The sequence below is a fragment of the Bacillus sp. C-3-6 genome (assembly GCF_054509685.1).
On record NZ_JBSSBE010000002.1, the window covers coordinates 264,347 to 290,505 of the forward strand.

Consider the following 26,159-nt stretch of genomic DNA (forward strand, 5'->3'; position numbering starts at 1 on the left):
GTAATTATAATTATTTTTTATTACCAAACAGTATGTAATTATTATATGATTTGCCATTCTTTATGTCAAATCAAGCTCCATTCATTTAATTAAACATAAAATTTATTGTAAAAATCGTTGACATCATGAATAAGACTAAGTTATATTTACCAGTAATCATATTGTACTGAACGGTATGTTATGGTTAAAAATCTAATGTGATTGGAGGGTAAGGTATGTTCAAAACAGAGACAAATATAGAAGATAATCTACTCTACACTAAGATAAGTCATAAATCATCCATAACAAAACCTAATTTGAATCAACAGCCATCCATGTCTCATGCTTTGGCATTATTGTTTGCGGCTGCCTGTGGTATGTCTGTTGCCAATATTTACTTTGCTCAGCCGTTACTTGATCAACTATCTAATGAGTTTGGTATTAACCATTCCATTATTGGTGTTGTTATTACCGTTACACAAATTTTTTATGGAGTGGGTTTACTACTACTCGTACCACTTGGAGATTTGCTAAACCAGCGACGTCTAATTGTCGGTCAAATGCTATTATCTACAACAGCTCTGGTTATAGTTGGTACTGCTTCCTCCAGCATGGTACTTTTCGCAGGTATGGCTTTGGTGGGGCTGCTTGCAGTTGTGACACAGACTCTCGTGGCGTTTGCAGCGACCATCGCTTCCCCTACAGAAAGAGGACGTGTGGTTGGCATTGTAACAAGTGGGATAGTTATTGGCATACTTCTCGCACGTACTTTTGCTGGTATATTAACAGATGTTGCGGGATGGCGTTCTGTATATCTATTTTCTGCTGTGCTCATGCTTTTGCTGGTTTTTATGTTTATAAAGATGTTGCCCAATGTTGAGCGCGAGGTAAAATCGCTATCCTACCCTCAGTTAATTAGATCGGTGCTTACTTTATTTATTCAAGAACGAACGTTACGCGTTCGCTCCGTTCTAGCCATGCTGATTTTTGCTGATTTCAGCATTTTGTGGACTTCACTAGTATTGCCACTTAGTACACCGCCAATTGCTCTATCTCATAGTGCAATTGGCGCATTCGGTCTTGTAGGTGTCGCTGGAGCCTTGGCTGCGGCACGGGCAGGGAAATTGGCCGATCAAGGTTACGGACAACGAACGACAGGTATTGCTTTAGTTCTATTATTGATTTCATGGTTGTTCATCAGCTATATAGAGCAGTCATTGATCGCATTAGTGATAGGGATAGTTCTACTTGATTTGGCCGTACAAGCAATACATGTCACGAATCAAACCATGATCCTCCCATTGCATACAGAAGCACGGAGTCGACTTACTGCTGGATATATGGTGTTTTATTCTATCGGCAGTGCTGGTGGTTCAATTGCTTCGACTCAAATATACGCACACTTTGGCTGGGGAGGGGTTTCCTTACTCGGAGCCTCTGTCAGCGCTTTCGCTCTTCTTTTTTGGGCTATGACCAGACGAGTTAAGATTTTATGAAATAAACGTGTGTTAGCCAATATGAGAAACACGTTACTACCTTAAAGAAAATAATTAATTTTTTGACTTAAAATCTAATTGGACTAGGAGAGATAACAAATGGAAATAGGTATTACGTCTTTTGTAGAAACAAAACCAGATGTTCATAGTGGTGAAGTGATAAGTCACGCACAGCGATTACGTGAAGTTGTTGAAGAAATCGTTCTTGCTGATCAAGTAGGACTTGATGTGTTTGGTGTTGGTGAGCACCATAGGAAGGATTATGCAGCATCCTCTCCAGCGATGGTTCTATCAGCGGCGGCACCACAAACGAAAAAGATACGGCTCGCGAGTGCAGTAACCGTGCTTTCTTCAGCTGATCCTGTGCGCGTTTTTCAGGATTTTTCTACACTGGATGGCATTTCAAATGGACGTGCAGAGATTATGGCGGGTCGTGGTTCCTTTATCGAATCTTTTCCACTGTTTGGCTATGACTTGAAGGACTATGATGAACTGTTTGAAGAACATTTGGATCTACTGCTCAAAATACGTCAGTCTGAAAAAGTGACTTGGGAAGGAGGAAATCGACCAGCAATCAATAATTTAGGTGTGTATCCAAGACCTGTTCAAAATCCTTTACCGATATGGGTTGGTAGCGGTGGGAATCAGGAATCAGCTATCCGTGCAGGTTTTCTTGGATTACCACTTATGCTGGCGATTATTGGTGGTAGCCCAATGCACTTTGCACGAATTGTACAGCTATATAAGAAAGCGGCGGCTCACGCTGGTCATGATGTATCAAAACTTCAGGTGGGGTCTCATTCGATTGGATTTGTTGGGGAGAATACGGAATTGGCAGCAGATACATTTTTCCCTTCCACTCAGGCAGGCATGAATAAACTTGGTAAAGAGCGGGGGTGGCCTTATTATGGGCGTTCCAGCTTTGATGCTGCGCGAAGTTTTGAAGGGGCGTTGTATGTTGGTGATCCAGATACAGTCGCCGAAAAAATCATCCATCTGCGTAAGCATGTAGGGATTACACGCTTTATGATGTATGTACCATTAAGTACCATGCCACATGATCAAGTCATGCGTGCCATCGAATTGCTTGGAACAGAAGTTGCCCCTCGTGTAAGAGAGGAAATTGCCAAATGGGAAGCTGAAGGAGAATAGGAGACACATCTATTCCGTTAATTATTCGATAAGGATTGCATCAAGTTTCATTATTTAACTGGAGGAATTTATATGAAAATTGACAGTCGAGTATTACCAGAAATAAAACAGGCTTTCTCACAATTTCCAGGCTTTCAATTAGAGGGGGATTTAGAGGCGAGTCGAAGTCTCTTGTCGAATCCACATTTGGAAAAATCAGAGCTTGTACACATGACCAAGCGAATGATTCCTGGTGCAGCCGGCGAGATGTTAGTTAAAATTTACGAACCCGTTGAGAAAAATCTTGATAAACTTCCAGCTATGCTGTGGATTCACGGTGGTGGATACGTAATGGGCCACCCTGATATGGACGATGTTTTGTGTGAACGCTTTGTTCAGACTGCTGAATGCGTTGTTGTGTCTGTCGATTATCGACTTGCGCCCGAGCATCCTTATCCAGCGGCTATTGAAGATTGTTATGCAGGCTTGGTTTGGATGACAAATGAGGCAGACTCGCTTGGAATTGATGTGAATCGAGTTGCGATCGCTGGAGCAAGTGGAGGCGGTGGACTAACAGCAGCACTTGCGTTAATGGCTCGTGATAAAGGAGGTCCATCTATTATTTTTCAGATGCCGTTGTATCCAATGCTTGATAGCCGCAACATAACACCATCAAGCTACGAGATTATAGAAGACAACGCGACATGGAATAGAGCAAACAATTTGACGGCTTGGGGTATGTACTTGGGCAAGGAAAACGATACTAACGAATCATCTCCCTATGCCGTACCTTCGAGAGCAGACAATTTAGCAGGACTACCGCCAACTTATACATGTGTAGGTCAACTCGATTTATTCCGAGATGAAATCATTGAATATGTAACACGACTTGCACAAGCAGGAGTAGATGTTGAATTCCATCTCTATCCCGGCTGCTTCCATTGCTTTGAAGTATTTGTGCCTGAAGCCGAAGTGAGTCAGCGTGCCAGTCAGAATTATTTTGATGCGATGGCACGGGCGCTTCATCCATAATTTATTTATCACCAATGATTATCAATAATTGAAATGCTAATGATTATATTAAAAAAGAACCTTCAATAGGTTCTTTTTTATAGTTGGTAAATATGTTATCAACAATAGATGGTAATAAAGATAGAAATCTAGACACTTTTTATTAATGGGCTAAGTTTTCTTAGGAAGAAATCTATTTCTCATGACTGAACGCTAGATATAATAGGATATATCATTTATTAATTTGGGTGGGTGATTTAGCTTTTTGAGTTTACCACACTTAAATTTAAATTTTGTTTAGGGACAAAATGTTAAAGTTATACATTCTGAATTAACAGAAAATTAAGGTGGTAAAAATCCTATTAATTCTTTTATCAGGTAATTCATATTTCTTTGGCCTTATTTTCATGGTATTACCGAACGTTTATATGTCTCTAAGGGAAAGAAATACTTTAAGTTTTATTACCATCTAATGTTTGATTAAGATGGTAACATGAAAATAAAACGTTTACAACCAGAAAATAAAGAAAAAATATAAAAATTCGACTTTTTTCGACATTGTTACAATGAGAGAAAGAATCTAAATTAAGTAAATCTTATATTTAGAGGAGGGATTTATCTTATAAATAACTGTTAAAACGTTTGCAAATGTTTCACGATGAATTAAAAACGTCGAATATAAAATTATATTGTGACAATTTTCAACGAACACACTTTATAATTCATATTTAGACTAATAAATTAATTAATAATAAATTAAATACGTTATATTTAATAGAGTATAATATGGGATATTTAACTATAATATTCCATATTATATATAATTATAAATCATTTAACATATTTGTTGCGGGAAATTTTGACATAAGATATTTTAAATATTAAGCACAGAAACATTTCAAAGAAAAAGAGCTATTTTAAAATGTACCCTAAAAACGTTTTTCCTAAAAAGTAGTAGGATTTTGTAAATCGTTTCTGTGCCTAATTAGATGAAAATAATATAATAAATTGTTTAAAAGAGATAAAAGTAAGTTACTTTTATGGAGAAATATATACATCCCATACTATTAGAATTATGTCAAATTGCAGCATACAAATTACATTTTTCTATCTTACAAACTGTACAAATACCATTATTGGCAACTTGCCTAAGTTTTAACATCACATTCATCACTTTTTGTCCAATAAGATTAATAGGGTCAGAAAAATGTGTCGCTATCTACTATGAAAATATAAGAAATACGAAGAAGTATTTATAAAAAAGTAATATAGTTATAAAATTCTTCGGTTGTTTATACATTGAGTTTCAATATTTTTGAGGTTTTTCAAATGATTTTCATTTTTTTTATAATGAGGACATTTGTTGTGTTGTTTGAAGAGAAGGGCATAGGTGTTAACAGTTCATTTGTATATAAAAGATAAACAGTTGAGTGTATAATAAATGATTTTTTAAAATCTTTCATGTATACACACAAGTGTTGTTGAGTTATTTATTCAAAGTATAACCATAAATAATCATTAAATTATTATATACAAAAAAAAGAATGGAGATATTCATTATGAAATTAATAAAAGGAATATTCGTTTCTACGATTGCACTTACATCTTTTACAGGATTAGAGTTAATTAAAATTAATGAAAATCCCGATATAGTGTATGCAGATTCGAAAGATTCTTCACAAAATATAAGCCAATTCCAGGGAGATATTAAAGAGGAGAATAAAATTATTTTAAAGTTTAAAAGTGAAGTGAATTTCCCGTATAAGGATGGACTCGAAAATCAAATAAAAGATGAAGGTAGTGATTCGGAATTAGTAAAAATCTTCTCTGAATTTCCGCAACTAACATTAAAGCGTTTATTTACATCTGTAAATCCTAAAGAGATTGAAAACATCGATAAACATAAGAGGGAAACTGAAAATAATTCATCTTCTAATTTACTAGATTATTATATTGTAGAAGTGCCTAATAAAGTAACAGCTGAAACATTGATGGACAAGTTTAAGAAATCTCATCTTGTTGAAGAAGTATATATGCAAGAAAAACCAACTCTTTTACCAGAAGTCCAATTACCTACTGTATCGCTTAACCCTTACGACGATCCAAGATTTTTAAACCAGGGATATCTTAAGGAAGCACCATATGGGATTAATGCATCTTATGCATGGAGCATTATAGGTGGAGATGGAAATGGAACTACTTTTGTAGATATGGAGTATGGGTGGTTATTAGATCATGAAGATTTAGTAAATCAAAAAGTTGAGCTTATATCTGGTAGAAATATAGATCAACACGTTGGCCATGGAACTTCTGTTCTTGGGATTGTTTCTGCTGAAGATAATAAGGTTGGTAATATAGGAATTGCACCAAAGGCTAAGGTAAAAGTAGTATCCCAAATAAGAGGTGATGGGTCGTATAATACGGCTGATGCGATAATAAATGCTGTACATAATTTACAAGCTGGGGATATTTTATTATTAGAGGCACAAGCTTCTTATGATGGATATGGAGATAAATATTTACCTGTTGAAGTACAGCCAGATATCTTTGATGCAATACGAGCTGGAACAGATAAAGGAATTATTGTGATAGAAGCTGGGGCGAATGGCTCTAATGACCTGGATCAATTTAGAGATCGGAATGGAAAACAGGTATTAAATCGCAATAGTCCGGACTTTAAAGATTCAGGAGCTATAATGATTGGAGCAGCATCGTCAACTGTTCCTCATAAACGTTTATGGTTTTCAAATTATGGTAGTAGAATTGATGTTTATGGTTGGGGAGAGAACGTAGATACAACTCGTGCTGAACCTAATAGGATTACTAAAAATCTCTATACAACAGGCTTTAGTGGTACATCTAGTGCTTCTCCAATTATTGCTGGAGCAGCGACTTCAATACAAGGTGTGGCTAAAGAACATTTAGGGCGTCCATATAAACCAGCTGAATTAAGAAATATACTAAGTAATCCAAATACAGGTACCAAATCCCAAAATCCATTAACAGATAAAATCGGTGTTTTGCCAGATTTAAAGTCAATCCTGTCAAATTTAGGATATAGTCCAGATATATCAAAAAGTGTTTTAGAGGGAAACCATTTTGTATGGTCAATGAAAGGAATAGGAGATTTTGAGTTTGCAAAATTGGATTTTAATAAGACAAAAGAAGAAATGCAAATTCAATTAAAAGTAGGTGTACCACATCATTACTTTGATAGTACATATGCGAGTGTGAAAGTCCAAAATTCATCTGGAAAAGTGGTATATAATAAAGATATTTATGGAAACAGGCAACAAAATGCTGAAACACAAAAAATTCCGATGAAAGTCGGAGACTATATTGAGTTTACACATTTAGAGGGTGGAAACCGGGCGACTCTTATAAATGTGGATAAAAATATACAGGAAAGTTTTGGTAAGAAGATAGTGTATCAAGTTACAGTTAATGGTCTTAAGAAAGTTGATCAAATTATTAACCCTAGCCCAGATACGGAAGCTCCTACACGCCCTGAAGGATTACAAGCAGCCAACATTACTGCAAATAGCGTAGAGTTAAAATGGAATTCATCAACAGATAACGTAGGTGTGAAAGAATATCAAGTATTACGTGACGGGAGATTCATTCAAACGGTACAGGGAACCACATTTACTGATAGTAAACTGACTGCTAACATAGAATACAAATATACTGTGAAGGCGATAGATGCAGCTGGAAATGAGTCTATTCAAAGCAGTGTTCTTAGTGTAAAAACAAAAGAGCAAAATACATCTTATGAAAAATGGGATCCGAGGAAAGCATATACAAAAGGGGATAGAGTAGAGTATCAAGGGAAAATCTATGAAGCTGTTCAAAGTTACCAAGGGAATGGGGATTCAAATTGGATATTCTCGTTATCCCTATGGAAACCAATTTCAATAAGTTAATGATATCGTCTGATATAAATATAGTCTATTTGAGAGAATAGTTATCTCATAAGAAGAAGTTGATGAAAAGATTAGTGTCTTAATGGTCGAACAAAATCGGGATCTACAAGATCAAAATCTCTTATTGTATTATTCTCTATTGGATTATAGTTATAAAGTGTTAATAAATAAATCATATGTAACTCGTGGTGATTTTGATGCAGTTGAAAAACTTACAACAAAAACTATTGATGAGTATTTAAAATATTACTACCATTTCTATAAAGCTGTACATAAAACTATGATTACTAGCTATATGGAAGCGCAGGATTGGTTACTCTGGATCACGGAAGACCGCCTGCATCAGCTTATGATAAGCAAATATAAAAGAAAAAGAGGACGTATTATATACGTCCTCTTTTTGTTAATGGGGTAATGCTTTATTTTATCTAATTATAACAATATTCGCAAAACAGTGTAAAGCAGTTCTAGATGTATAGTGGGGTTCATTTGGCTTTTTCATTTAATAAAAAATTATGATTATACATAATTTAATAATTTCACATACCTTTATTTTTTCTTTAATAATTTCATATACGTTATATTTCATGAGCTCTTCAATCTGTGTATCTAGATTTTATTCTTGTGCACTTACAAGAAAGTACCCATAGCCCATTTTTAGCATTATTTTTGATAAGTGTTACTGAGAGTATAAGGTAAAAACTGCTTTAGCTGGTGAAGAAAAAGTGGGTTATCCAATATTAGATGTAAGAGAGGGGAAAGAATTCTGGAAAACGTCAAAAGAAAAAGGAGTCGAATAACGACTCCTTTTTATATGAGATAGCTTAATTATTGAAAATATTACCTACTGAAATACTTTTTCAATTGTAGGCATAACAGCTATTGGTGGTAGAGATTTAGTCCATGCAGCTGCATATACATTTAATTTCTCACCTAATGTGTAGTTTTCACCATCTGAAACAGGAACTCTTAAAATCTTATTTTGAGAAACTAGATCCCACCAATCATGTTGATAAGCAAGAGCTTCATCTTTTGTAGACGTAGCTGCAACTACCAAATAATTGTTCTCTACTGAAATGACATATCCAGTAAAAGGTTCTTGTTCTTGGTTCTGAATAGAATGAACAGGAATATTGTTGGCGGAAATCTTGTTAGAATCTGCAAAGGCCGGTGTTAATCCGAATGTAAATCCACATCCTAGTGCTAAAGCTGTTACCGTTGTTACGAATGTTTGTTTTTTGTTAAACATGATATATCCCCCTTATATTTTATCCTTACACTATCCAATTTCAATTTACATACATATAAAGCCTTTTAATATTAAGATACTTAACAATTTTGCCACAATTATTCCAATAATGTTAATATTACCTATTAATGGAATTGGGTTTGTGTTATAATTCACTAGGTGAACTATTATTGTTCCATTCATCTCTTGATGAATGGATGCCCTTCCTTAAATGTAAAGATGTTCGATTTTATTGGTGAAGAGAGGATATATCCCTCTTCTTTTTTATTAATATGGGATTTTAGGGAATGAACAGAAAAAGAACCCTATGGGGTTCTTTTTCTAGGCATATTAACAGTAAGGAGAGTATTGAAATGCTATTTTCAAATCTTTACAAGGAGAAAAATTTGAAAAAGCTTATCATGTCATTATTTTTACATACATGTAATATAAAGTAAATTGATAATATTTAGACTCACTATTACTAATATTCAATTAAGATAGTTAGTACTACATTGATAGTGTTAATTATCCTGATTGGTGTGGAATGTGATAGGAAGCATAAGTTTGCCGCAAACTTATGCTTTCAGGATTTGAAGAATATTCTTAATATGGATTTTAAAGAAAATACAAATTTTTTACTAGATTTGAGAAAAAGGAATTGAAAATATCCTTTAAAACAAGATATATTCTGGTCAAAAAATTAGAGGGCATCAATTCATTAAAGCAGTAAAAAACGTTTTTATGAATTGGTGTCCTTTTTGTTTTAAAAAGAGAATATATTTTCTCAACAGGACAAATGGTAATTAGCTATAAGTATTAATTATAAGGACAACAGGAAAATAGAAATTAATAATAAAGGAGAATGCGAAATGATAACATTAATATCTGAAAGAAATCTAGCTGAAATCCATGAAGACGATGTAGATGTATTAAAAGTAATGGCACATCCTGTTCGATTACAAATTGTAAATGAATTAATGCACCATAAAATATGCAATGTTACACAGTTAACGGAGATATTGAGACTTCCACAATCCACTGTTTCACAACATTTATCAAAATTGAGGGGAACCGTACTCCGCTCAGAAAGAAGAGGGTTAGAGATGCATTATTATATAGATAATGCTAAGGCCCGTCAGATTGTTGAAATTTTAGGTTTGTAGGTTAAAGATACATAAAAGGTTTCCTGTTACAAAGCAGGAAATCTTTTTATATGTATAACTAATTGTGTGATAATATCATACCGTAGAAACTACCTAACAATAATTCAATTTAGCAGCTTGTTTTATCTTGCCACACACAATTTAACACGATGTATAGGTATAAACTTATAAATAAGGGATTTAAACGGAAATTAGATATAGCAATGAATAATGGTAAGTGTATTAAAGAAATTATAGAATTAATGATATAAAAAATAATCAATAGTTGTTGTAAAGGCTTATTCTGATAATAAAAGGAATTAGATATATTAAATTCAACTATGAGTTTTTTACTAAAAATATGTAGGTGAAGAGTATAAGCAACATAATCCTTTTGTTGCTGATGGACGAAAAGCCTTTATGGATTTCTTTGAGGAAGATTTTGTTAAAAACTCTAATTCCTCTGCAGAGATTAAACGTGTAGTAGCTGAAGGGGATACAGTTGCTCTTCATGTACATTCTCGTACTAATTCTCAAGATAAGGGAAGTTGCTATAGTCGATATATTTCGTAACAAGGATGGAAAGATTGTCGAACACTGGGATGTAATTCAAGAGATTCCAAGTGAAGCAGCTAATGATAATACGATGTTTTAGGTAGAATAAAAATTTAATTGATAGGGATGTATAGAATCTAGATATTATAAAATGAAGAGGATGTCCGAGGTATACTACTAAGACATCTCTTTTTGTTTTACTAAGATTCAATTTATTATAATTTGTAAGGAAGGTATTTTGTATTGAGCAAGAAAAAGCAATCATGTATAGATTTTGAAGAAATATCAAGTATGATTGAACGTTTAAGAGGCGAAAGCGGGCAGTATATGTCTCTATAATAAGAGGTTCAAATTCCTGACACAAAACGTGCTGAGTTTTTTTATGTTGTGGGTAAAACACTTTTATTTGAAAGAAGAGTAATTCACCCACAAAACGCTCACATAAAAAATCAAGATTTCCTGAAACTAGACAAGATAAAATCCCTGCTATAAAAAAGAAGGGGAGAAAGCCCCCTTACTTTAAAATTTATTACAAAATAACTTAATTCATCGATGAAATATTATTGAATTGGTGCACAACTCCAAATGTATTTTCCAACTACTTTTATTTCTGGACAATTTTCTATATCTGTACAATCAAACATTAATGGATGTATACTAGGATTAAAAGAATCTGGTTCAAGTATAATTCTATTATTGGTTTTGTAAATTCTTTTTAAAGTGGCGTCATACCCGTTGATGAGTACAGCGGCTATGTCGCCATTATTTATATTTGTTGTCCTCTCAAGTACAGCTATATGTCCATCATGTACAATTCTATTCATACTGTCTCCGTTTATACGAAGTGCTAATAGTTTTTCAAATCCATATTTATCTAAAATGATATCAGGTACCTGTATATCCCCAATTACATTTTCTATAGCTTCAATTGGTTTACCAGCTGCGATTGTACCATAAATGGGAATATTCCGTTTGGTCATTGCGTGATCTTCAGGACAATAGGATTCATTTTCATCAATAAAGTAGGTTGCAGAGACATTTAATATCTTAGCGATTTGAGATATTTTTGACATTTTAGGGCTTCTTTCACCATTTCTCCACCGCAAAACAGTAGTTCTACTAACAGATAATAATTCAGCTAATTGCTCGTCTGTCATATTATTTTTCTTCATCAATTGAGATAATTTTAAACCGAATGATTTCATGACTTTTTGTCACCTCCGTCTTGATTGATTATATAATTGGTGTGACAAAAATGCAACTTTCTTCGTGATTTGGTAAAAAAATTCTTGACTGTTTTGTCACGTAGTACTATATTTGAATTTGAAAAGAGGTGACAAAAATGCACAAGATGATATTTTTAGAAAGAAAATTAAAGAGAAAAACTATTGAAGAAGTTGCTGATTTTCTTAATGTTTCTCCACGTACATATTGGGCAAAAGAACATAATAAAAGTGAATTCACTCTGAAAGAGGCACATATGTTATCGTGCTATTTAGAGAAATCTATAGAAGAATTATTCCCTGATCTTTTTTTAAATAACTTGTGACAAAAATGCACGTATTTATATATGGATTATAGGATGTTTTTTGAGGTATTTTAAACAAAATATCTAATAATCCTACTATTAAAGGTACTTTATATATAGTTTTTACTTAGAAAAGAAGGAAAGGAATCTAAAAAATGAAACGCTAAAGTGTATTTGGTATATAAAAATCGAGATGAAATATAGAATGCTAAATATTCAAGTAGGTGAAAGAGTGACCAAAAGATTATATTTAGAAAAATTAGAAGAAGAGCTTAAAGAAGTGGGTGCAGAATTTTTATTTTGGGATACAAGGGAATTTTAAAAAAGAACGTGCATGTCGAGGATTACTATTCAAAAAGAATTCTATTTTGATCAGCGTTTACAAAAATTTAAAGTGGAAGGGAAATGGTATTTTTCGGCTAAAGAAACGAAGGCATTTTTATTAAATTGGCTAACAGAGAATGTGGTGTAAGAAAAGAAAGACTATCGTCTTAAAAAAACAAATCTTATAGGAAATCCTATTGTAAGGAGGATTAATCATGGTTTTTAGAGTGACAAAAAAAGGATATGTCAGCAAGAGTACTAATGAGAATAAAGAATTTAGAAATCCTAGTTGTTTTGAATCAGAAAAACTTTCGAATAAACAGTTAAAAATGATTTATGCCAAAATTCATATAATAGCATTGAAATATGATGGAGTAATTTTAAAAGAGGAAATCAAAAATAAATTAAAAGTAAAACTTAAAATTCAATCACTGAGTGATCTTACAAGGAAGCAAGCTAATCAAGCTATAAAAGTATTAATAGGTTGGGAAATTTAAAGGTTTTGGAGAATAAAACCTTTAATATTTAAGAAGCTTAATATATTGATTTTAAGAAAAAATCTGGAGGAAGATAAAATGAGTAGTTTGCTAATACAGGATGAGCCATTATTAGTATTACCTCGATTAGCAAGTAAGATTGGATTGAACGAGGCAATTTTTCTTCAACAAATACATTATTGGCTCAAGCGCTCGAAACATTATTATGATGATCGTTATTGGGTCTATAATAGCATTTCAAATTGGCATAAACAATTCCCGTTTTGGAATGAAAGAACGTTGAAACGTATTGTTAAAAATCTAGAAGAGTTTAATTTATTGATAAGTGGTAACTATAACAAATTAAAGTTTGATAAAACAAAATGGTATTCAATAAATTATGACAGACTAGTTGAATTAGAAATAGATAACGATTGTGACAAATTGTCTCAACGAAAAGAACATATTGTCATGATGGAAAATGATAATATGTCTCAACCAATACCAGAGACTACACAAAAGATTAACTCAGAGAATACCACTCAAAAAGATATAGTAGAGATAATTAATTATCTCAACAGTGTATGTAATACAAGTTATCGTATTTCAACTAAAAAGACACAAATGTTAATTAAATCTAGACTACAAGAGGGATTTAATATAAATGAATTCAAAGAAGTTATTGAGACGAAGGCGAAAGAATGGCTTTATACAGAACAGGCAAAATATTTAAGACCAGAAACCTTATTTGGAACTAAATTTGAGGGATATTTGCAGCAGAGAAAGATGGTGAAATCAAATGGCTTTAACAAAGGTAACAGATATAGTACAAAGTCTTTCGAAGAAAATGAACTTCCTTTCTGAAACATGTGTGATATGTAATCAGGAGAGGAAGCGAATGGTAAGATTGATGGAGATTCAGGGTGAAACGATTTGTCCAGTATGTCGTTTAGAAGAAGAAAATAGAAGGTTAGAAAAAGAAATGAATGTTTTTCGTTATGAGAAAGAGGAAAGAAAACGTAAAAGTATATTTTACGATCATAGTCTTATTAAAGATGAAACTATTAAATTAGCTAGATTTTCGACATTTATATCAGAATGTGAAGAGGATGAAAAGAATTTAATTTTAGCTAAAAAGGCTCTTACAGACTATTTAAATGATATTCGATTTAATTTGATTCTTGTGGGGAAAGTTGGAGCCGGAAAAAGTCATATTGCATACTCTATAGCGCATGAAATGAATGAACAAAGTTCGGATAAAGTTATGTATGTTACAAGTTCAGAACTCTTTGATTACATACGTTCGACATTTAATACGCAATCTTGTGAAACAGAGCATAGCATAACAAATATGCTAATTTCTATGGACTTATTAGTCATCGATGATCTAGGAGCAGAGCTAGGGGATATGGATATTAATGATTTAAAAGCAACAGCATTTGTAAATCGTGTGTTATTTAAACTATTTGATGGACGACAAGGGAAAAAAACAATTATCACAACGAATTTAACTGGTGAGGCAATTATAAAAGCGTACGATGAAAGAGTTACATCTCGTATGTTTAATACATATCGACACATAGAATTTAAAAAAACAAGAGATAAGCGTAAGAGAAAATTACCTTTTTAGGAAAAGAATATATATTGTGTAGGAAATATAGATGCAGATGAAAACATATTGTTCAAGAAATTTGTACTGTATGAATTGGTTCTTTTAATTAGCGAGTAAGTGAAGTGATTCGGAAGTTAAGAAAGAATATGAGGAATGGAAAGAGCATTTAATCAGAAATTCCAAATATGTACATTGAAAGCAGTTTTTAAGTTTATTCTATATGTTTTAAATAATTAAATGGAGGCATCTTGAAAATGAGAACATATAAAGGATTTGAAGCAATTAAACGAATGAAAACAAATTGGATTACAACAGTACAAGAGACACCGATGTGTTGGAAGATAGTAGGTGAAAGAGTGATTGCTGATTATTTAGGTAAAAAAGAAAGCTATCAACAAATTAATTTCTTTTTTGAGAATGAATTTATAGATTGTAGAGAAACAATTCGAAAAGGAGAACTATTGTATATTGAAAATGAAAAAAGTGAAAAATTCATCGCTGAATATTGTAAAGAAAATGAAAAAGAAATAAAGCATGGTAGTTGGTTCTGGATTAATGGAGAGGAGTTCTCTAATAATTATGGTCATTTTGAAAAGAGTACGAAATTAAAAATTAGGAAAGCTGAAAAAAGTGAAAAATTATTATTTGAACGGGCAAAATTATTCGCTATTAAAGGGCGTAAAATAAATGAGTTTAGACTTGGTGATGTAGTTGAAAGAGATAATAAATTGTATAAAGTGGCTATTGTAAAAAGTGGAAGTGAATCTCAAATTGTAGTAGGATGTGTTCCGATTAATGGGGGCGCAATTTGTTATTATAATTCAAAAGATATAGAGATTCAATTTTTCGTTGAAGATATGGTGGTGCAGCAAGATGAAGTTATTTTTAATTAATCAACTTATTGAAAATGGAATTTACAAATATGAGGATAAACAATTGTACGAATTAAATAGTGATGAGTTAATAAAATTAATCAAAAATTATAAGGATAAGAAAATAAATGTTAGCAATACAATGTATGAAATATTACATGAGGGATATAAGCCATAATAGCAAATCATTGTAATGATTTTGATATGTGAAATTCAAATTATGATTAAGGATAAATGATAAGAAAGGGGCTTAACATGTTAAATATAGAATTACCAGTATTAAATAAAGAAGCTACTAAAGAAAATGTACTGAAAGCTATAAAGAAATACAGATTATTTATGAAGTGTAATTATCTTAATGAAACGGTACTCTCGAAAGAAAATATATTAAAAGAAAATGCGAAAGAAGAGCGGGTCAATTATATTATTGCGATGAACAAAGGGTTAGAAAAGCTAGATATTGAAAGTGATAGAATAATTATTCAAAAATATTTGTTAAAGAATCGAGTTAATAGATATGAGGTTATGAAAGAGTTGAATTTATCCGAGGGAGATTATTATAGAAAAAGAAATACTGCTTTTTACAACTATGCATATGCATTAGGGATTGAGGTTGAGGAGTGTTAAGATTATTAATCATAAATAAGTTTTTAATATGGATTATAACCACCTGTGTAAACAAACAGGTGGTTATTTTTATGTAAAAAAATGATGAAAAAGAGATAAAAATGAATCGTTATATACATATATCATATAAGTACAAAGTAGCAATGATAAATAGTATTAAGGAAGATTTTTTTAAAAAAATTTTAGTTTTTGATGAGAAAAAATAAATGGAAATTAAATGTAGATTTAGATGGTCTCTATTTTTAACAATTTTGCTTTGTTATAAGGGTGGGAATGGTATATGCGAGATTTAATTATCCAATATAAAGAAACGTTATGTAAGCTAGAGAGTGCTAAAATAAGTGCAAAAGAAGAAGAGATTAAAATATTAACAAGTATGATTAGTGATGTCACATATGCTTTGGAGTGGATGAAGAATGCAAAGATGCCAGGTAATCGCAGGGGAATAGAACGTAGAGCTGCTTATCAACGAGAAAAATCATATGATTCCTTGTTAATGCAAAGGTATTTTCGTAGTACTGATACAACATATGAATGGGATGATGAAAACAAAGAAAGTGTCATTTCAGAATGGGAAAGAATAAAACTAGAAGATGCGCTCTCTACTTTGACAAAATATGAAAGAGAAATATATATCATGTCAAGAGGAAGAGGCATTACACAAGAGAAAATTGCTAAATATTTGAATGTTTCAAGAAGCACAATTAAAACGATTCTATATAGATCTGAAATAAAAATTGCTAAACAAGTAAGAAAAAGTCTTTTCTGCGAAAGTAGTTAAGGCTTTTTTTCATTTACAAATACATTCTTGTCACCATAGTGCCACCTATAAATAGAGAGTAATAAAATAAGTTTAAATGAAATATAAAAAATGAAGAATGGATACTAGCAAAAAGAAAGAGTGATCCAAAGGATATCTATAAATTAAATGAGAGATTTTAAAAGTGACGGCATCTTTTTATTTACTACAAAATAGGCAGTAGTACATGAAAAACTACAGAAGGATGCGATTAGATGTTAGAACAAGATATAGATACAATGCCAATATGTTCAATTTGTCTTGAAAAATGTTTGTGGGTTTTGAAATTTCCAATCACAATTCAGTATTGTGAACAAATGTTAATTCGTGAGGTAGTTGACGACAATATAACAACAATATGTATTGAGTGTTTAGAAAAAGAAGTACAAATGATGAGTTAAAACGGGAGGGAATGCTAGTGGCGCGACCAATGAAATTGAATGATGAGCTGATAAATAGGTTGACCCAATATATTAGAGTAGGGAATTATATTGAAACCGCATGTGCGTTAGTTGGAATTAGTAGAAGTATAGTTTATGTTTGGTTAAAACAAGGGCGTAGAGCAATTGAAACGAGTGAAAAGACAGGTGAAGTAGTACCGAGAAAAGATAAGATTTATGTGAAGTTAGTCATGGAAATTGATCAGGCATTAGCATTTAGTGAAGCTAGAGACGTTGAGACAATTGGGGAGCATGCAAAATCTAATTGGAAAGCCGCAGCATGGAGATTAGAAAGAAAATTCCCAACTAAATGGGGAAGAAAAGATCAATTGCAAGCAAACGTAAATCATTCAGGAGAAATGAAAGTAGAGCATAATAAAATGGCTATGAAAATTGGGTGTGATGAGGAAATGCTTGATTTAGCTATGAAATTATTTGAGAAAGTTCAAGGAGGAGAATTACAATCATGACACGGATGAATGTGCATAAGTTAATAGATGAAAATACATTTAAGGAATTGGCAAAAGTGAACTACCCCTTTCTATGTTCAGTATACACATAAGGGATTCTATAAACATGCAAAGCACACAAAATTAATAACAAAGATTTGCCAAGATTTAATTGAAGAGAAATTATCGACTAATAGATTAATGGTGTTTATGCCACCTAGGCATTCAAAATCACAGTCTATAACAGAAACATTGCCAAGTTGGTATTTAGGAAAATATCCAAATAAGAGAGTTATAGAGGTATCTTATGCATCAAGTTTAGCTGAAAAGTTTGGTAGAAGAAATCGTGCTAAGATTGAAGAGTTTGGTAAAGAAATATTTAATATTAGAATTGATGAGCGACAAGGTTCCGTAACAGATTGGGCACTACATAACCACTCTGGTGGAATGTTGTCTGTAGGAGTTGGTGGTTCGATTACAGGGGAAGGAGCAGATTTATTAATTATTGATGACCCTATTAAAAATCGCCAAGAGGCCGAATCAATTACATACCGAAATAGACTATGGGATGAATGGGAAGACACTTTATCTACACGTTTACAAAAAGGTGCAAAGGTAATTCTAATTTTGACGCGATGGCATGAGGACGATTTAGCTGGTAGATTGTTAGAGAAAGAACAGGAGAAATGGACTGTGTTATCAATTCCTGCTATAGCAGAGTCAAGGGATGATCCATTGAACAGAGAAATAGGAAGAGGTTTATGGGTTGAACACTATGGCCAAAATTATTATGAAGATAAAAAGAAGTTTTCCTCTGCACGCTCTTGGTTATCTTTATGGCAACAAAAACCATCAAGTGATATAGGGAATATTTTTAAAAGGAACTGGTTTCAATATTATGATGTGTTACCAAATTGGGAACAATTTGATCAAATTATTACTTCCTGGGATATGGCTTTTGATAATACTACAAATAAAAGTTCATTTGTGGTTGGACAGATTTGGGGAAAAATAGATGGAGACAAATATTTAATTGATCAAGTGAGGGCGCAAATGAATTTCCTAGAAACAAAGAAAGCATTTGTTGTTTTTCATCATAAATATGAGTCGATCCTTCGGAATTCTGGTTTTAAAAAGTCCATTCCGAAATTAGTTGAAAAAAAAGCAAATGGCCCTGCCATTATTAGTTCATTGAAGAATGAAATAAGTGGAATTATCCCTATAAATCCACAGGGTTCAAAAGAAACACGTGCTGAGGCAATATCCCCTGAATTTCAATCTGGAAATGTATATATACCTAATCCTAAAATACAATCTTGGGTATATGATTATGTAGATGAATTAGCTTCTTTCCCATCTGGTAAGCATAATGATCAAGTAGATACAACGTCACAAGCCTTAGAATACTTTTTTACTAAGCAAAAAAAAATAATGGGTGGAAAAATAAAAAGGGTTTAGCTGAACATGTAATGTTCAGCTTTTTTATATTGGTAAAGTTTTTATGAAAAACATTGAATAAATGATTTGTATATGAAAGGAGGCATAAATTTTATGGTTGAGAAGAAAGCAATTAAGAATGTGAAAGTACTTAAATTACAAAATCGTGAGATGACTTTACGTAATGAGGAACTTCAAAGTAAACAAATGGCAATTGATCCATTTGCACAAGTGTACGGTGATAAAGAACTAGTAAAGCCTCCATATGATATGCAAGTATTATTAAATTTGAGAGAAAGTAATCCTATTCACTCGGCATGTATTAGTGCAAAAGTAAATGATATTGCTGGTATGGGATTTGATTTTGCACCGCTAGATGAAGTGACAGAGGCAAATCAAGAACAATATAAAGAATTAAAGCGCTTTATGAGATATTGCAACAATGAAATGACAAGTAGCGAAATACTTAGGGCAGTTTGGGAGGATTATGAAACTGTAGGTTGGGGAATTATAGAGGTTGTTCGTAACTTGAAAGGGGAACCAACGCAGCTTCACCATATTCCAGCACATACGGTACGTGCGCATAAAGATAAGATTCGATTTGCACAGATTGTAAATAATGAGGAGAGATGGTTTAAAAGATTTAGTTATCCATATGATTTTAGGTTAGTAGATGGAGAAATGATTAGTGATAGCTTAGATGAAAACTCGTTATTAGACACTGAAGAAAAAGCTGGTGAAGTTATTGTAATTCGTAAATTTGGTTCTAGATCATCATACTATGGTATTCCCGATTATGTGAGTTCTATTGGTTCCATTGTAGGATCACAAGCTGTAAGAGATTACAATATTAATTATTTCACTGGTAAAACAATTCCAGATGCTGTTTTGTTTGTTGAGGGGGTTGATGAAATAGATGATTCAGTTGAAAGAGAATTAAAAACATTTTTCTCTGTCGAAACCAAAGGAGAACATCATAAGTTAGCAGTTGTTCCTGTTCCTGAAGGAGCAAAAGCTCGCTTAGAGAAATTAGGGCCTGATGTCAAAGAAGCGAGCTTCCGTTTATATCGCCAAGATAATGCTATGGAAATTTGTGTAGCTCATCGAGTTCCACCATATAGAATTGGTTGGGCTATGACAGGATCACTTGGACAGACGACAGCAAAAGAAATGAATGAAATGTATAAAAGATCAATTATTGAACCAGGTCAACAAATTTTAGAACATCGATTAAATACACAATTATTTAAAGAGTTTACAGAAACGTTGGGGGAGTTGGACTGGCAGTTTCAATTAAATGAAATTGATACAGATGATCGAGCAAGTGATATGCAATATGCAATAGATGGATACGAAAAGAGTATATTAACAAGAAATGAATGCCGAAAAGTTATTGGATACGAACCAGTTCTAGAAGGAGATAAATTTTTAAATGAAGATTCAAATTCGATTTAGTAGTCTTGCTAGAAAGTAGGAATATATTATGCCAAATGAATTGAAAAATGTAGAAATTAGTTATGTTTCATTAGTAACAAAGGGGGCTAATGGTAGGCCATTTGCAATTATGAAGGGTATGAACATGAATGGCTCTAACGTTTTGAAAAATGTCCCTATTTTAAAGAGAGAAGATGAAAAACAACTTGTAACAGGGGTTGTTTATGAACCAAATATAGAAGATGCACATGGTGATATCATGACGGCTGAAGAAATTGAAAGAGCGGCTTATAATTTTTTAGAGAAATATAGATACATAGATAAAAACCATGATGAGTTGGCAGGAAAAGGAACAGTAGTAGAAAGCTGGATTTCTAAAAATAATACGGTTGTTGGAAAACAAAATATTAAAAAGGGAACATGGCTTATGACTGTTCGAGTAGACGATAGTGAAACATGGAAAGAGATTAAAAAAGGGAAAATTACAGGCTTTTCGATGGGAGGGGTTGGAGAAAGAATGAAGATGCCACAAATGGATGAGTTTACACAAGATGAGAAAGGTGTAATTCGTAAGATGTTTAATTTTTTTAAGTCACATTATGACGAGGAACAAACTCAAGAGATGGATAATCAGTCATTAAATAGTAAACAAAACTCTAAGATGCAAAATGTATTTAATTTGTTTGAAGATGTATTTTATGTTGGGATTTGGGAGGGAAATGTAGATATTAAGCGGATGGTTTCCACCTTAGATGAAATGAAGGACATTTTAAATACAATGAAGGGTGGTGATACAGATTTTTCGCCGGAAGATATTACTATTAATTCCATAAATGAAGTAGGCAAAATCTTATATAAGAAAAATGATAAAAAATTTGATGAAATGATTTCTTTGATGAACCAAATTAAAGAAAATAAGTTACAAAAAAACGCAGATCAAAATTCAGATGAGATTGCAGACATTGTAAAGAGAGAAATGGGTCCTTTTCTTGAGAGATTACAGGAGTTGGAAGAACAGTTAAATAAAGAACTTGAATCAACTCATGATACTAATGAATTAGAAAATGACAGAGAATCTAAAAAGACAAGTGAATTTATTCAGAAGGTAATAGACCCCATTTCAAAGAGACTTGAAGTAATTGAGCGATCAGCACAAGTTCGTAAAAGTCTTGGGGCTGATGCCAAACCAACAAACGAGATGAGAAAACCAGTAAATAAATGGGTAGGATTAGATCTATAAAGATAAGGAGAAATGAATCTATGAATAATAAAGAATTACTAGCACGTATTGAACGAATTGAAAAGAGTACAATGACAACAGGAGGAATGAAAGCGGGGCTATTATATCCGGAACAAAGTAAAGAATTTTTCCGAATGGTATTTGATGCAACTCCATTTTCTCAATTGCATCGCAAAGAGATTCGTAAAGCGAAAAAAGGTGAATTAGATAAAATTGCAATCGGTGGTCGAATTTTACGTAGGAAAATGGAAAATAGTGATGATGGCTATCGAGCGGGTGTAGAAACGTCGAAAGTTGAATATGATACAGTTTCTATTCGTTTACCATGGGAGATTACGGAGGAGCTACTTCGAGAAAATATCGAAGGTGAAGGATATGAAGATACTGTTATGACATTAATGTCAACTCAGTTAGGTATTGACCTTGAAGATCTTCATTGGAATGGGGATGTAACTTCAGAAGATCCATTTCTTCAAATTAATGATGGCTGGTTAAAACAAATTAAACAATCAAGTAAATCTCATATTGTCGATCATTTTAAATTAGTGACGGGAACGGGAGATGCTGAAGCTAGCGCCGGATTTAGTAAAGACTCAATCTTTAATTTATCTAAGGCGATGCCTAATAAATATAAAAATGAAGGTTTAAAGTGGATTATGTCACCTGCTCGTAGAGAGAAGTGGATTGAATATTTAACAACTCGTTCAACTGGCTTAGGTGATGCTGCGTTATTAGGTACAGGGGATCAAGTTAATAAGCCGTTAGGGTATGAGATTGTTACAGTTCCTTCTCTTCAAGATGATGTAATTATTTTTGCAGATCCTAAAAACTTTATTGCGGTAAATACGTATGACACGCGAGTTCGTAAGACTGTAGAAGGTAAATCTGCTGTTATGGAAGATAAGCGATTCTATGTTATTCATTTGGATGATGATGCAGTTATTCAAGAAATGGACGCAGTAGCAATTCTTACTAATATACCTGATAAATTTGGAAATTAAGTAAGGTAATTTGCATATGAAGATTATAGAATTAAAATTAGGCGGTACATATACTGCATATGGCTATACTTTTTTTAACGGAGTAAAGGAAAAGGTTGCAAATGAGAAAGCAAACTATTTACTAAGTACAGGACATTTTAAGTTAATAGATAGTATAGAGGTTAAAAAGAAAGAGAAGTAAAAGAGGTGGAAGGATGGAAATTACTGTACAGGACATAAAGAACAGGGTAAATGTTCAACGAATGCCCGATACGGTAATCCAGGAGCTCATTAGTCAATATGAATTGATTACTAAAAACTATTTGAGAAGTATGCCAAGTAACCCAATGAAAGAGAAAGTTAGAACAAGTAAATTGGCTTGGCTTTCTTTTCGAGCAGAAAATTTGATCAAGGTAATCCATATTGGTTCTGGAGAAGAAGTTACCAGTTCAGTTTTTTCTGATGGTTGCACTGTATATGGTTTAAGTGAGAATCAATTATATGAATTTGAGTATACCATACAAGATTATGATGGGCTTTTGACTTTAATGAAAAAATGCATCATCGATATGACGTGTTATGCGGTAATTCGAACAAATCTACAATATGAAAATATGAAAAAATCAGCAAATATCGGAGATTATTCATATGAAATAAATATTGAATCGCTAGATGAAGAAACTGTTAATAAAAAGATTTTAAAAGTATTAAAAAAATACCGAAGTAGAAACCCTTTAATAGCATTATGAATGAAAGAATAGGCTGTGAGCATTAGATATGGAAGAATTATATATACATGAAGTAACTGTGAAAAGGAATCAAAAGGTAAAACAGCCGGCAGGAAATTTTAAAGAAGAGCCTGTCATTATTTATGAAAGAATGAAGTGTCGGGTAACGACACACACAGCAGTAGATAATGAAAGGTTAAAAAGAAATAAACAAAATTTTGAGCCGAATTTTAAAATTTATACTTCTGCAGAACATAACATCCATACAAATGATGTAATTTATTTTCATGATTATGTATTTGAGGTAAGAGGAGAACCAAGAAATCCATCATTTTTAAATCACCATATTGAATTGTATTGTGAGTTGTTGGAATAAAATGACGAATACATCGGAATTCATGGTTACACGTAATGTAGAACAGGTTAAAGAACAACTCAATAAAATGATGGTAGAAAGAATTATAAGTGCTTGCAATCAACTGCAACGAGAAATGAAACAAACAGTATCAGGTAGTCACAATGGTGTGAAGTATAAAATTCCACGATCAAGTCGCACATATATTGCTTCAAAACCAGGAGAGACATTTGCTTCTAGAACGGGAGAATTACAAGATTCTATAAAATATGGCTTACATATTACAGATACCGAAGTAGTAGGTACGATTGGAAGTCAATTAAAAAGAGCGGTGTATGTCGAAAATGGTACAAGTACTGTAGAAGCCCGACCTTTTTTCTTAAAAACGTTTGAAAAAGAGCGTGGGGAATTAAAAAGGACATTGGGAGGAGAACAATGACGACAAAAGCGATTGCAACAATTAGAAATATTATTGAGAAAGATACAATTGTGCAAAGTAATCTATCGAAATATGAAGGAGAGCCCGCTCTAACATTTCAAACTGCACAAAATGATATGAAAATGCCTTATGTGGTAATGAGAATTGAATCTAATAATCCGGATGATATAGAGGTAATTGATCGTATGATCCTCACTTTTGATATATATTGTGGCCAAGGTGATTATGAAAAAGCGGATGTAATTTCAAGGCGAATAGAACATTTGTTAGACAGAGAAGCGGGATTGTTAAGAGATTCTGGTATTATTACGATTCATCGAGCAGGCAGTATTACAGTTCCAGATGAAGATCCATCAATTATTCATATTAGTATTAAGTTTCTTGTACGGATAGGAAGAATGGAATTATATTAAGGAGGGAAAAAAATGAGTTGGAAGCTTATTAATGGTGTACGTGAGGGTACAACTGATAATTTTGTTATTGGACCGGGTGTAATGTATAAAGGTTTTAAAAGTGTTAAAGACCTAGGTGAGATGTTAGGAGCTACTACAGGTGGCTGTAAAGTGGGGTTTACTAGAGAATACTATGATGCTGATATTGATGGTGTTTTAGGAAAACTAGTTCGCGGAAAATGGCTATTAAAAGATGAACCACATATGGAGGTTACACTTGTAGAATTTACAAAAGAAAATTTAGAGTTAGCTCTACCAGGCGTAGATGTAGATAGTACGACGGATAACGATTATAACATTGTAAAACCAACCAATGAAATTAAAGACGCAAGTTATAGTGATATTGCAATAGTAGGTGTAGTTTCAGGAAGTGATATTCCGGTTATTTTTGTTATCCGAAATGCAATGGTAGTTTCTTCTGTAGAAATTGATTTAAAAGATGGTAAAGGAACTGTAGGACTTAAATGCAAATTTATTGGTCATTATAGTGAAAGTTCGCCTAATACACCCCCTTATGAAATTTATTTACCAAAGAAAAAAGCACCTAAATTACCTACAACAAGTAAATAAGTTGTAGGTTTTATTTTTAGGTTATAAAAGGAGATATTGAATATGACAACAATGCTAGAAAAAATGATGCATAATAGTACAGAAATTACAATTTCAGGTCAGAAGATGAAGATGAGACGTTTAAATGTAAAAGATGTTTGGCGTTTTACTAAGATTATTTCTAAAGTTGGTCGTCATGCAATGACTGATTTTATGGAGTTTGGGAAAGAAAAGAATGAAATTGATGAAAAAATTCAATTGGCCCAAATGAATGAAGAGCAACAAGAACAGTTAAATGAAATTGAAAAACAAAAAAAAGAAAAGGGTTTAGAGTTTGTCTTTCAATTATTGTCTATGATTCCGGAATGTGAAGATGAGTTTTCGGAATTTTTCTCTAGTCTATTACAGATTAAGCGTGAAGAATTCGATCAGTTACCACCAGAAGCTATGGTTGCAGTTATTGAAGGATTATTAGAAAGTGAAGATTTAATGTCTTTTTTCAATCAGGTCAAGGGTCTAATCAAATCTCAAAGTCTCAAGTGGAACAAACAAGAAATGTAGAAAATGACTCTAATAAATACATAGAAGAAACAGAGCAAAATATGCTAAGGGCTTTTGATAAAGTCCAAAAGCGGTATGGATGGACAGATGATTATGTCTTATCCATACCGTATTCTCGTTTAATGGACTTATTTTCTTTTATTAGTCAGGAAGAGCAGCAAGAAGAATTAAATGAATGGAAAAAGATGGCCTTTATCGGATTTCAAACAAGGCAATTAGAAGAAGGAACAACTTTTCAGGACTATTTGCAAGCTTTTGGACTTACGGAATCTACGTTGGATGGGGAAGAAAATGAGACTATGGAAGTTTGGTCCAAAGAGGAATGTATCGACCATGCAAATAAGCTGATTGCAGAGTTTCAGTTTGAAGACGATCAGGAATAAAAAACT

Annotated in this window: 29 protein-coding genes and 3 pseudogenes; 29 read left to right on the forward strand and 3 right to left on the reverse strand. The window is 32.8% G+C overall.

Translation table 11 applies throughout. The features are described 5' to 3' along the window. Nucleotides 1–215: 215 nt before the first annotated feature. The 5 genes and pseudogenes from ACW0JX_RS28140 to ACW0JX_RS28160 form a co-directional block, all read left to right on the forward strand. Nucleotides 216–1,475, forward strand: a complete 1,260-nt coding sequence (locus ACW0JX_RS28140; protein ID WP_459245819.1) for an MFS transporter — start codon at nt 216–218, stop codon at nt 1,473–1,475. A gap of 99 nt (nt 1,476–1,574) precedes the next feature. Then, nucleotides 1,575–2,627 (forward strand): Atu2307/SP_0267 family LLM class monooxygenase, encoded by a 1,053-nt coding sequence (locus ACW0JX_RS28145; protein WP_168410727.1) that lies wholly within the window; start codon nt 1,575–1,577, stop codon nt 2,625–2,627. Nucleotides 2,628–2,699: 72 nt separating this feature from the next. Further along, nucleotides 2,700–3,638, forward strand: coding sequence for an alpha/beta hydrolase (locus ACW0JX_RS28150; protein ID WP_137842813.1), 939 nt, complete (start codon nt 2,700–2,702; stop codon nt 3,636–3,638). Between the two features lie 1,538 nt (nt 3,639–5,176). Continuing rightward, the gene (locus ACW0JX_RS28155) at nt 5,177–7,540 is read left to right on the forward strand and encodes a putative mucin/carbohydrate-binding domain-containing protein (protein WP_168410725.1); all 2,364 of its coding nucleotides are present in this window, start codon (nt 5,177–5,179) and stop codon (nt 7,538–7,540) included. 82 nt (nt 7,541–7,622) lie between these two features. Continuing rightward, a pseudogene (locus ACW0JX_RS28160) lies at nt 7,623–7,850 on the forward strand (aspartate phosphatase); the annotation flags it as partial. Nucleotides 7,851–8,090: 240 nt separating this feature from the next. Here ACW0JX_RS28160 and ACW0JX_RS28165 read toward each other — a convergent pair. Together ACW0JX_RS28165 and ACW0JX_RS28170 are read right to left on the reverse strand one after the other, a co-directional pair. Next, nucleotides 8,091–8,195 (reverse strand): annotated as a pseudogene (locus ACW0JX_RS28165) (recombinase family protein); the annotation flags it as partial. Nucleotides 8,196–8,384: 189 nt separating this feature from the next. Further along, the gene (locus ACW0JX_RS28170; RefSeq protein ID WP_098630064.1) at nt 8,385–8,789 is read right to left on the reverse strand and encodes a DUF3221 domain-containing protein; all 405 of its coding nucleotides are present in this window, start codon (nt 8,787–8,789) and stop codon (nt 8,385–8,387) included. 851 nt (nt 8,790–9,640) lie between these two features. Here ACW0JX_RS28170 and ACW0JX_RS28175 point away from each other — a divergent pair. Beyond that, a complete protein-coding gene (locus ACW0JX_RS28175; RefSeq protein ID WP_000631352.1) occupies nt 9,641–9,934 on the forward strand; it encodes an ArsR/SmtB family transcription factor in 294 nt (97 codons plus the stop codon). Between the two features lie 336 nt (nt 9,935–10,270). After that, nucleotides 10,271–10,568, forward strand: a pseudogene (locus ACW0JX_RS28180) (nuclear transport factor 2 family protein); the annotation flags it as partial. Between the two features lie 460 nt (nt 10,569–11,028). On the opposite strand, the gene ACW0JX_RS28185 reads toward ACW0JX_RS28180, so the two are convergent. Continuing rightward, the gene (locus ACW0JX_RS28185) at nt 11,029–11,673 is read right to left on the reverse strand and encodes a LexA family protein (protein ID WP_098630062.1); all 645 of its coding nucleotides are present in this window, start codon (nt 11,671–11,673) and stop codon (nt 11,029–11,031) included. 137 nt (nt 11,674–11,810) lie between these two features. Here ACW0JX_RS28185 and ACW0JX_RS28190 point away from each other — a divergent pair, with 137 nt between their 5' ends. The 22 genes from ACW0JX_RS28190 to ACW0JX_RS28295 all read left to right on the forward strand — a co-directional run bounded on the left by ACW0JX_RS28190 (nt 11,811) and on the right by ACW0JX_RS28295 (nt 26,153). After that, on the forward strand, nt 11,811–12,017 hold the full coding sequence (locus ACW0JX_RS28190; RefSeq protein ID WP_000549412.1) for a helix-turn-helix transcriptional regulator: 207 nt from the start codon (nt 11,811–11,813) through the stop codon (nt 12,015–12,017). A 518-nt stretch (nt 12,018–12,535) separates the two neighbouring features. Continuing rightward, complete coding sequence (locus ACW0JX_RS28195) at nt 12,536–12,817, forward strand: hypothetical protein (protein WP_459245820.1); 282 nt, start codon at nt 12,536–12,538, stop codon at nt 12,815–12,817. Between the two features lie 78 nt (nt 12,818–12,895). Then, entirely contained in the window at nt 12,896–13,660 is a 765-nt protein-coding gene (locus tag ACW0JX_RS28200) for a conserved phage C-terminal domain-containing protein (protein ID WP_098818638.1), read from the forward strand. Further along, nucleotides 13,644–14,426 (forward strand): ATP-binding protein, encoded by a 783-nt coding sequence (locus ACW0JX_RS28205; protein ID WP_025117877.1) that lies wholly within the window; start codon nt 13,644–13,646, stop codon nt 14,424–14,426. Before ACW0JX_RS28200 ends, ACW0JX_RS28205 begins: the two co-directional genes overlap by 17 nt. Nucleotides 14,427–14,662: 236 nt before the next feature. After that, nucleotides 14,663–15,301 carry a hypothetical protein gene (locus ACW0JX_RS28210; RefSeq protein ID WP_459245821.1) on the forward strand — a complete coding sequence of 213 codons (639 nt, stop codon included), beginning with the start codon at nt 14,663–14,665 and terminating at the stop codon, nt 15,299–15,301. Next, nucleotides 15,282–15,458 (forward strand): Fur-regulated basic protein FbpA, encoded by a 177-nt coding sequence (locus ACW0JX_RS28215; protein WP_459245822.1) that lies wholly within the window; start codon nt 15,282–15,284, stop codon nt 15,456–15,458. The genes ACW0JX_RS28210 and ACW0JX_RS28215 overlap by 20 nt, the downstream gene beginning before the upstream one ends. 77 nt (nt 15,459–15,535) lie before the next feature. Further along, nucleotides 15,536–15,907, forward strand: a complete 372-nt coding sequence (locus ACW0JX_RS28220; protein WP_000931950.1) for an ArpU family phage packaging/lysis transcriptional regulator — start codon at nt 15,536–15,538, stop codon at nt 15,905–15,907. Nucleotides 15,908–16,187: 280 nt separating this feature from the next. Further along, complete coding sequence (locus ACW0JX_RS28225; protein WP_001205173.1) at nt 16,188–16,688, forward strand: sigma-70 family RNA polymerase sigma factor; 501 nt, start codon at nt 16,188–16,190, stop codon at nt 16,686–16,688. A gap of 233 nt (nt 16,689–16,921) precedes the next feature. Continuing rightward, the gene (locus ACW0JX_RS28230; RefSeq protein WP_000892960.1) at nt 16,922–17,107 is read left to right on the forward strand and encodes a hypothetical protein; all 186 of its coding nucleotides are present in this window, start codon (nt 16,922–16,924) and stop codon (nt 17,105–17,107) included. Nucleotides 17,108–17,124: 17 nt separating this feature from the next. Continuing rightward, complete coding sequence (locus ACW0JX_RS28235; protein ID WP_000113637.1) at nt 17,125–17,616, forward strand: hypothetical protein; 492 nt, start codon at nt 17,125–17,127, stop codon at nt 17,614–17,616. 189 nt (nt 17,617–17,805) lie between these two features. Beyond that, nucleotides 17,806–19,053: a phage terminase large subunit gene (gene terL / locus ACW0JX_RS28240; RefSeq protein ID WP_002094259.1), complete on the forward strand. Its 1,248-nt coding sequence runs from the start codon at nt 17,806–17,808 to the stop codon at nt 19,051–19,053. Between the two features lie 93 nt (nt 19,054–19,146). Beyond that, on the forward strand, nt 19,147–20,487 hold the full coding sequence (locus ACW0JX_RS28245; protein WP_098630055.1) for a phage portal protein: 1,341 nt from the start codon (nt 19,147–19,149) through the stop codon (nt 20,485–20,487). Nucleotides 20,488–20,515: 28 nt separating this feature from the next. After that, complete coding sequence (locus tag ACW0JX_RS28250) at nt 20,516–21,706, forward strand: XkdF-like putative serine protease domain-containing protein (RefSeq protein WP_459245823.1); 1,191 nt, start codon at nt 20,516–20,518, stop codon at nt 21,704–21,706. Between the two features lie 20 nt (nt 21,707–21,726). Next, nucleotides 21,727–22,707, forward strand: a complete 981-nt coding sequence (locus ACW0JX_RS28255; RefSeq protein ID WP_001060157.1) for a phage major capsid family protein — start codon at nt 21,727–21,729, stop codon at nt 22,705–22,707. 16 nt (nt 22,708–22,723) lie between these two features. Then, entirely contained in the window at nt 22,724–22,888 is a 165-nt protein-coding gene (locus tag ACW0JX_RS28260) for a YqbF domain-containing protein (protein WP_000691127.1), read from the forward strand. A 13-nt stretch (nt 22,889–22,901) separates the two neighbouring features. Beyond that, entirely contained in the window at nt 22,902–23,435 is a 534-nt protein-coding gene (locus tag ACW0JX_RS28265) for a hypothetical protein (RefSeq protein WP_098630053.1), read from the forward strand. A 28-nt stretch (nt 23,436–23,463) separates the two neighbouring features. Then, the gene (locus ACW0JX_RS28270; protein WP_000392019.1) at nt 23,464–23,790 is read left to right on the forward strand and encodes a hypothetical protein; all 327 of its coding nucleotides are present in this window, start codon (nt 23,464–23,466) and stop codon (nt 23,788–23,790) included. Nucleotide 23,791: 1 nt separating this feature from the next. After that, nucleotides 23,792–24,208 (forward strand): HK97-gp10 family putative phage morphogenesis protein, encoded by a 417-nt coding sequence (locus tag ACW0JX_RS28275; protein WP_025117878.1) that lies wholly within the window; start codon nt 23,792–23,794, stop codon nt 24,206–24,208. Then, nucleotides 24,205–24,621, forward strand: a complete 417-nt coding sequence (locus ACW0JX_RS28280; protein ID WP_459245824.1) for a hypothetical protein — start codon at nt 24,205–24,207, stop codon at nt 24,619–24,621. Before ACW0JX_RS28275 ends, ACW0JX_RS28280 begins: the two co-directional genes overlap by 4 nt. 12 nt (nt 24,622–24,633) lie before the next feature. Beyond that, nucleotides 24,634–25,230, forward strand: coding sequence for a hypothetical protein (locus ACW0JX_RS28285; RefSeq protein WP_000118565.1), 597 nt, complete (start codon nt 24,634–24,636; stop codon nt 25,228–25,230). Nucleotides 25,231–25,272: 42 nt separating this feature from the next. Continuing rightward, entirely contained in the window at nt 25,273–25,770 is a 498-nt protein-coding gene (locus tag ACW0JX_RS28290) for a hypothetical protein (RefSeq protein WP_000210326.1), read from the forward strand. After that, a complete protein-coding gene (locus tag ACW0JX_RS28295; RefSeq protein WP_459245825.1) occupies nt 25,749–26,153 on the forward strand; it encodes a hypothetical protein in 405 nt (134 codons plus the stop codon). The genes ACW0JX_RS28290 and ACW0JX_RS28295 overlap by 22 nt, the downstream gene beginning before the upstream one ends. The last annotated feature ends 6 nt before the right edge of the window (nt 26,154–26,159 follow it).

What these genes read in the sequence shown, in the direction of transcription:
- ACW0JX_RS28230 (WP_000892960.1), top strand. Translation starts at nt 16,922, where the DNA reads ATGTTAGAACAAGATATAGATACAATGCCAATATGTTCAATTTGTCTT.
- ACW0JX_RS28270 (WP_000392019.1), top strand. Translation starts at nt 23,464, where the DNA reads ATGGAAGAATTATATATACATGAAGTAACTGTGAAAAGGAATCAAAAG.
- ACW0JX_RS28225 (WP_001205173.1), top strand. Translation starts at nt 16,188, where the DNA reads ATGCGAGATTTAATTATCCAATATAAAGAAACGTTATGTAAGCTAGAG.
- ACW0JX_RS28275 (WP_025117878.1), top strand. Translation starts at nt 23,792, where the DNA reads ATGACGAATACATCGGAATTCATGGTTACACGTAATGTAGAACAGGTT.
- ACW0JX_RS28185 (WP_098630062.1), bottom strand. Translation starts at nt 11,673, where the DNA reads ATGAAATCATTCGGTTTAAAATTATCTCAATTGATGAAGAAAAATAAT.
- ACW0JX_RS28150 (WP_137842813.1), top strand. Translation starts at nt 2,700, where the DNA reads ATGAAAATTGACAGTCGAGTATTACCAGAAATAAAACAGGCTTTCTCA.
- ACW0JX_RS28290 (WP_000210326.1), top strand. Translation starts at nt 25,273, where the DNA reads ATGACAACAATGCTAGAAAAAATGATGCATAATAGTACAGAAATTACA.
- ACW0JX_RS28255 (WP_001060157.1), top strand. Translation starts at nt 21,727, where the DNA reads ATGAATAATAAAGAATTACTAGCACGTATTGAACGAATTGAAAAGAGT.
- ACW0JX_RS28265 (WP_098630053.1), top strand. Translation starts at nt 22,902, where the DNA reads ATGGAAATTACTGTACAGGACATAAAGAACAGGGTAAATGTTCAACGA.
- ACW0JX_RS28280 (WP_459245824.1), top strand. Translation starts at nt 24,205, where the DNA reads ATGACGACAAAAGCGATTGCAACAATTAGAAATATTATTGAGAAAGAT.
- terL (WP_002094259.1), top strand. Translation starts at nt 17,806, where the DNA reads ATGCCACCTAGGCATTCAAAATCACAGTCTATAACAGAAACATTGCCA.
- ACW0JX_RS28170 (WP_098630064.1), bottom strand. Translation starts at nt 8,789, where the DNA reads ATGTTTAACAAAAAACAAACATTCGTAACAACGGTAACAGCTTTAGCA.
- ACW0JX_RS28175 (WP_000631352.1), top strand. Translation starts at nt 9,641, where the DNA reads ATGATAACATTAATATCTGAAAGAAATCTAGCTGAAATCCATGAAGAC.
- ACW0JX_RS28260 (WP_000691127.1), top strand. Translation starts at nt 22,724, where the DNA reads ATGAAGATTATAGAATTAAAATTAGGCGGTACATATACTGCATATGGC.
- ACW0JX_RS28200 (WP_098818638.1), top strand. Translation starts at nt 12,896, where the DNA reads ATGAGTAGTTTGCTAATACAGGATGAGCCATTATTAGTATTACCTCGA.
- ACW0JX_RS28210 (WP_459245821.1), top strand. Translation starts at nt 14,663, where the DNA reads ATGAGAACATATAAAGGATTTGAAGCAATTAAACGAATGAAAACAAAT.
- ACW0JX_RS28205 (WP_025117877.1), top strand. Translation starts at nt 13,644, where the DNA reads ATGAACTTCCTTTCTGAAACATGTGTGATATGTAATCAGGAGAGGAAG.
- ACW0JX_RS28195 (WP_459245820.1), top strand. Translation starts at nt 12,536, where the DNA reads ATGGTTTTTAGAGTGACAAAAAAAGGATATGTCAGCAAGAGTACTAAT.
- ACW0JX_RS28220 (WP_000931950.1), top strand. Translation starts at nt 15,536, where the DNA reads ATGTTAAATATAGAATTACCAGTATTAAATAAAGAAGCTACTAAAGAA.
- ACW0JX_RS28145 (WP_168410727.1), top strand. Translation starts at nt 1,575, where the DNA reads ATGGAAATAGGTATTACGTCTTTTGTAGAAACAAAACCAGATGTTCAT.
- ACW0JX_RS28215 (WP_459245822.1), top strand. Translation starts at nt 15,282, where the DNA reads ATGAAGTTATTTTTAATTAATCAACTTATTGAAAATGGAATTTACAAA.
- ACW0JX_RS28190 (WP_000549412.1), top strand. Translation starts at nt 11,811, where the DNA reads ATGCACAAGATGATATTTTTAGAAAGAAAATTAAAGAGAAAAACTATT.
- ACW0JX_RS28245 (WP_098630055.1), top strand. Translation starts at nt 19,147, where the DNA reads ATGGTTGAGAAGAAAGCAATTAAGAATGTGAAAGTACTTAAATTACAA.
- ACW0JX_RS28140 (WP_459245819.1), top strand. Translation starts at nt 216, where the DNA reads ATGTTCAAAACAGAGACAAATATAGAAGATAATCTACTCTACACTAAG.
- ACW0JX_RS28285 (WP_000118565.1), top strand. Translation starts at nt 24,634, where the DNA reads ATGAGTTGGAAGCTTATTAATGGTGTACGTGAGGGTACAACTGATAAT.
- ACW0JX_RS28155 (WP_168410725.1), top strand. Translation starts at nt 5,177, where the DNA reads ATGAAATTAATAAAAGGAATATTCGTTTCTACGATTGCACTTACATCT.
- ACW0JX_RS28250 (WP_459245823.1), top strand. Translation starts at nt 20,516, where the DNA reads ATGCCAAATGAATTGAAAAATGTAGAAATTAGTTATGTTTCATTAGTA.